This is a genomic window from Streptomyces sp. UH6, from assembly GCF_013421635.1.
Classification (GTDB): Bacteria; Actinomycetota; Actinomycetes; order Streptomycetales; family Streptomycetaceae; genus Streptomyces; species Streptomyces abyssomicinicus.
The window spans coordinates 1-4,973 of the sequence record NZ_JACADT010000386.1 but is presented as its reverse complement, the minus strand read 5'-3'; the positions used below and the strand labels follow the sequence as shown (position 1 = coordinate 4,973).

At 73.6% G+C, this 4,973-nt stretch carries 4 protein-coding genes and 1 pseudogene; all 5 read right to left on the bottom strand.

The window, feature by feature from the left end:
* Nucleotides 1–405, bottom strand: a 405-nt coding sequence (locus HW445_RS18175) for a trans-aconitate 2-methyltransferase (RefSeq protein ID WP_180222053.1), incomplete at its 3' end; no start/stop codon positions are given.
* Between the two features lie 102 nt (nucleotides 406–507).
* Nucleotides 508–1,731 (bottom strand): aminotransferase class V-fold PLP-dependent enzyme, encoded by a 1,224-nt coding sequence (locus tag HW445_RS18170; protein ID WP_180222052.1) that lies wholly within the window; start codon nucleotides 1,729–1,731, stop codon nucleotides 508–510.
* A 3-nt stretch (nucleotides 1,732–1,734) separates the two neighbouring features.
* Nucleotides 1,735–3,060: a pyridoxal-phosphate dependent enzyme gene (locus HW445_RS18165; RefSeq protein WP_180222051.1), complete on the bottom strand. Its 1,326-nt coding sequence runs from the start codon at nucleotides 3,058–3,060 to the stop codon at nucleotides 1,735–1,737.
* Nucleotides 3,057–4,586, bottom strand: a complete 1,530-nt coding sequence (locus tag HW445_RS18160) for an alanine racemase (protein ID WP_180222050.1) — start codon at nucleotides 4,584–4,586, stop codon at nucleotides 3,057–3,059. The genes HW445_RS18165 and HW445_RS18160 overlap by 4 nt, the downstream gene beginning before the upstream one ends.
* A gap of 204 nt (nucleotides 4,587–4,790) precedes the next feature.
* Nucleotides 4,791–4,973, bottom strand: a pseudogene (locus tag HW445_RS18155) (MFS transporter); the annotation flags it as partial.

The window sequence follows — 4,973 nt, the reverse complement described above, 5'->3', positions numbered from 1 at the left end:
GGCCCCGATCACGGCGTCCACGTAGCGGGCGGCGTCCGGGCGGTGGGTGCGGCCGAGTTCCAGGAGCAGCGGGTCCATGTCCACGGCGACGATCTCGGCGTGGGGCAGGCGCGCGGCGAGCCTGGCGGCCAGGGAGCCCGGGCCGCAGCCCAGGTCCAGCAGGAGCGGCCTCCCGTGCTCCCCCGCCGCGTCCTGCGCGGCGTCCTGCGCCACGCCGTGCGCCGGGTCCCCCGCCGCGTTCTCCGCCCGGTCCCCGGCCGCGTCCCGGACCACGTCCTGGACCACCACTTCCTCGACCACGTCGGTGATCACGGTGAACCGCGTCTCGCGGTCGACCGCGTAGCGCTGCTGCTGCAGCTCCCAGCGCTCCACCCACCGCCGCGCCGTCGACATGCTCACGCCCATTACGCCCGTTCTCGCCCTTCCGCAGCGCCGCGTTCCCGAGGTGTCCGCGGCTGCGGGCAATCTACTGCTGCAAACGGTTTCCATTTCGCAGGGCGGGGCCTGTCACGCGAGTTCGCCAAGAACGGTCAGCAGGCGGTCGATCTCCTGAACCGTGTTGTACACGTGCACGCTGACCCGGACCGATCCTTGCCCTCCGGTCCTCCCCGTCTGGCAGAGGTCGTCGGCCCGCACCATGAGGCCGTGACTGTCCAGGATGAAGCCGAGGTCGTCGGAGGGGATGTCGCGGTGTCGGAAGGTCACGATGCCGTGCCGCCGCTGGACGGCCGCCCCGGTCGCCGCCGCTGCCTGGCAGCCGAGGACCTGGTAGGCGGGCCAGCGGCGGAGCGCGTCGGTCAGCCGGGCCGCGAGGGCGGTGGTCCAGCGGTCGATCCGGTCGGTGCCCGCGGCGTCGAGCCAGCGGAGTGCGGCCTCCAGGGAGGCGATCCCCACCGTGTTCGGGGTCCCCTGCCATCCTCCCGGCCGGAAGGCGGGGCCACGCGTGTCGCGCGACCACACGGCCCCGACCCCGGGCAGGGCCAGGGCCTTGTGGCCGGAGAACACGACGAAGTCCACGTCCAGGCGGGCCACCGAGAGGGGCAGGTGGCCGACGCCCTGGGCGGCGTCCAGGCAGATCGGCACGTCGGGGCCGACGGCCTCGCGGATGCGGTGCACGTTCATGTCGCCGCCGTGGACGTGGTGCACGTGGGTGGCGGCGACGAACCGGATGCGCGGGCCCACCACGTCGGGGAACGCGCGGTGGTCGTAGTCGCCGGAGCTCTCCTGGTGCGGCAGTTCCCGGACCGTGACGCGGACGCCCCGGGCGGCGAGGAGCCGTTGCACCTCCAGCCAGGGTTCGTGGTTGGCCCGGTGGTCGGCCGCCGGGACCAGGATCACGTCTCCGTCGGTGAGCCGGCCGGCCAGCCAGTCGCGGGCGACGGACCGCAGGCCGTCGGTGGTGCCGCCGGTGAAATGGACGCCCGAGCGGGCGTCACGGCGGCCGGCCTCCGGGTCCCCCAGGAAGTGGCGGACCACGTCCTTGGTGCGTTCCACCAGCTCCGTGGTGCGGTTGGCCCAGAGGTAGGAGCCGCGCGCCGCGTTGGCGTTGCTGGTGGTCAGGTAGGTGTGGACGGCGTCGAGGACGGCCTGCGGCTTCTGCGCGGTGGCCGCGCTGTCCAGGTAGGCGAGGCCGGGGTTGCCGGTGATGATGGGGAACTGCTCGCGCAACTCGCGCTGCCAGGGCTCCAGTTCCTTCAGCTCGCGCTCGGGGTCGTAGGCGGGTGACGGCACGGCTCAGTCCCGGACCAGGGGTCCGCCGGCGTCCCGCCAGGCGACGACGCCGCCGGCCAGACTGCGGACGTCGGGGTGGCCCATGCGGGTCAGCAGGGCGGCGTAGCGCGCCGAGCGTTCACCGACGGGGCAGGCCAGCAGGACCGGCCTGCTGCGGGCGAACGGCAGGCCGCCACGCACGAGTTCGGCGAAGAGCTCGTCGGGGATGTTCACGGATCCCCCGATGTGCAGGGCGGCGTAGGCGTGCGGGCCGCGCAGGTCGACCACGAGGGGCGGCGCGTCCCCGTCGAGCCGGCGGCGGGCCTCCTCGACCGTGGTCTCCTTCGCGAGCCGGGCCGTCTCCTCGGCGCCGAGGCTCTCCACCGAGTTCTTCCGCGGGGGCCGTCCGAGGAGTTCGGGGCGGCGCTGCCGGACGTAGCTCAGGTAGCTCTCGGCCCGGTCGCAGACGATGAAGACGGCGGTGCGCCGCTCGGTCAGCCGCGCGTCCAGCGGACGGAGGTGGCGGACGGCGCCATGGTAGGCGGCGCCGCCGGTCGGCCCGGAGAGCAGGCCGCAGCGGCGGATCAGGGTGAGCATGCCGTCGATGGCCTCGTCGGAGGTCACCGGCTCGATGGTGTCGTACGTCGCCGGGTCGAACAGGCCGACCTGGTGCACCTCGTCGAGGGTGCGGATGCCGGGGATGAAGTCCGACTTGTCCGCCACGAGCCCCACCACCCCCACCCGCGGGTCGTGTTCGCGCAGCACCCGGGCCACCCCGGTCGACGAACCGGCGGTCCCCACGCAGGCGATGAACCAGTCGGGCACCCTCCCGTCGAGGTCCTTCACGATCTCCGGACCGGTTCCGGTGCTGTGGGCCTCGGTGTTGCGCGGGTTGAAGTACTGGTCGGTGTGCAGGTAGGCGCCGCCCTCCTCGGCCAGGGCCTGGTGGAAACGGGTGAGCGGGTCCTCGGTGTCGGTCGGGTCCAGGCATTCGCTCCGCCCCGGGAGTTCCTCGATCTCGGCCCCCAGCAGCAGCAGGAGTTCCTTGATCTCGGGAACCCGCATCCGGTTGGTGACGCTCTTGAACGGCAGGCCGTGCAGGCCGGCGAGCAGCGCCAGCGCCTTCGCGGTGTTCCCGCTGGACAGCTCCACCACCGTCGCGCCGTCGTCGGCGGCCGTGACCAGCCGGTCGCGGGCCATGTTCCAGGCGGCCCGGTCCTTGACCGAGCCGAAGGGGTTGAGCATCTCGAGCTTGGCGTAGAGGTCGATGTGGCCGAGGCCGTGCACGGCCGGGTCGATGCGCACCAGCGGCGTGTTGCCGATGGCCTCGACGATGCTGTCGTACCTCATGACGCGGTCCCTCCCGACGGGCTGATCGGCCAGTACCGTTCGTCCGGGCACCACCGCCAGGAGGTTCCCTCCCGGGTGACGGCGACCGTGCGGGCCAGGGGCTGCCGTTGGGCCCGGTGGGCGTGGAAGTCCATGGCGTAGCCCGCGGTGTTGGCGAAGGCCAGCAGGTCGCCGGGGCGCGGGAGCCGGGGCAGGAAGACCTTGCGACGGGTGATCAGGTCGGCCTCCAGACAGAGATTGCCCATCAGGAACACCCCGGCGCCGCCCCGCGGTTCACCGCCCTGCGGTTCACCTTCCTGCGGGTCACCGCCCCGCGGACCGCCCTCCGGGGATCCGTCCCTGGGAACGAGGACGGGGTCGACGAGGACGCCGTGCTCCTCCAGCGCGACGTCCCCGGCGTTCGCCGCGAGGCGCACCAGGACGTCCCCCAAGTCCCGGCGCACCTCCACCACCCTGGCCAGGGAGACCCCGCACTGGTCCACCAGGGCGCGGCCCGGCTCGCAGTCCAGGTCGTACAGGTGCTCCAGCAGGAGGGAGCCGAGGGGGCGGCCGGTGGCGGGGCCCGGGTGGCGCAGCAGGTCGTCGAGGTACGCCGGGCCCGCGGACGCGCGGTGCGCCGGGTAGAGGGCGGGCGATCCGCGCAGGGTGCCGCCCTCGTTCCGCAGGCCGTAGCCGTGGCCCCGCCAGGTGAGGGCGGGCCGGTTGCCCAGGACCGCCTGGCCGAGCGCGGTGGTCCAGCGCTCCCATTCGCCGGCGTCCCGCGCGTAGCCGACGCCGAAGCCGCCGCCGATGTCGACGGAGCGCGGGTCCAGTCCGCGGGAGCGGCAGAGGTCCAGCGCCTGGACGCAGTTCTCCAGCGCGAGGGCCTTCTCCTCGATCCCGGTGGTGTCCAGGTGGTATCCGACGCCGGTGAGTTCCACCGCGTCCCGGTGCCGTTCCACGAGGTCCAGGGCCGCTTCCAGCGCGCGGACGGGGGTGCCGAAGCGGCTGCGCCGTGACAGCAGCCGCACTCCGCCGGACCCGGCCGTCGGCGCGAACTCCGCGAGCCGTAACAGTACTTCGGCCCGGGGCAGTGCGTATCTGCGCACCAGCGCGGCCAGTTGCTCCAGCTCCGCGGGTGAGTCGAGGTGCACGCGTGTCCCCGTGCGGGCGGCGAGCCACAGGAACTCGGGGTCCTTGGGCCCGGTGGCCAGGATCCGGTCCGGACCGATGCCGGACTCCAGGGCGTGCCGCAACTCGCCCAGCGAGGCGACGTCCACGCCGGCCACGGAGGGATCGGTCGCCGCGAGTGCGCGCACCAGGCAGTGGGAGCCGTTCGCCTTGTGCGCGAAGTGGACCTGGCCGGCCAGGTGGTGCCTGCGGTAGACGTCGCGGAAGCGGCGGGCGTTCTGCGCGATCCGCTCGGGCAGGAGCAGGTTCAGCGGGGAACCGAGCGCGTCGACCAGGGAGTGCAGCAGCGCCCCTTCGTCGAGCAGGGTGCTGAGCGGCGGTTCCAGCCGTGGGCGCAGGTACAGGGGCAGTGCCATGTCCGGCAGCGCCACGGCAGGCCCTCCCCTCTCACCCGTCGGCCGGATATCCGTTCGGGATGCATTCTTTCCGTTCGTCCCGTCGCCTAAGCGCGGATCGCGGAGCTGTCCCGGGCTCGTGGTCCGGTGGGGCGGCCGTGCCCCGTCGGTCTCCCCACCGGATCCGGGCCGGTGTCCGCCCTCGGCGCGATGGCCGTCGTCCCGTCAGGGTGTGGTCCGGTGCGAGGGGAAGGCGTGGCGCCGCGCGAGGGCGACGACGGTCGTGGCGGCCGCGCCGAGGAGGGCGGCAACGGCGGCCACCGCCTTCGCGCCGAGGTCCTCGAGCAGGACGCCCCCCAGGATCCCGCCGAGCATCATCGCGACGTTCCACAGGGTGACGAGGACGGC

Excerpts from the sequence above, each read along its gene's own strand:
- HW445_RS18165 (WP_180222051.1), bottom strand. The coding sequence starts at position 3,060 with ATGAGGTACGACAGCATCGTCGAGGCCATCGGCAACACGCCGCTGGTG.
- HW445_RS18160 (WP_180222050.1), bottom strand. The coding sequence starts at position 4,586 with ATGGCACTGCCCCTGTACCTGCGCCCACGGCTGGAACCGCCGCTCAGC.